This window comes from Tenacibaculum pelagium (genome assembly GCF_014062345.1).
Classification (GTDB): Bacteria; Bacteroidota; Bacteroidia; order Flavobacteriales; family Flavobacteriaceae; genus Polaribacter; species Polaribacter pelagius.
In genome coordinates this window covers 1-201 of the sequence record NZ_JACGLS010000029.1, presented here as the reverse complement: position 1 = coordinate 201, position 201 = coordinate 1, and the positions used below count along the sequence as shown (strand labels likewise).

At 43.3% G+C, this 201-nt stretch carries 1 pseudogene; it reads left to right on the top strand.

The window, feature by feature from the left end:
• Window positions 1–201 (top strand): annotated as a pseudogene (locus H3Z83_RS12890) (hypothetical protein); the annotation flags it as partial.

Below are 201 nucleotides of genomic sequence, written 5' to 3'. Positions count from 1 at the left end.
GAACTGATACAGACGGAGATGGTATTGCAGATAGCGTTGATGGTTTAGTTGGATTTGGAGATGCTACCGACACCGATGGTGATGGAATCGCAGATATAGATGATTTAGATGATGACAATGATGGAATTGCAGATGTAGATGAGGGATCAGGCTTAAATGATGCAACTGGAGATGCAGATGGCGATGGAATTCCAAACTGGT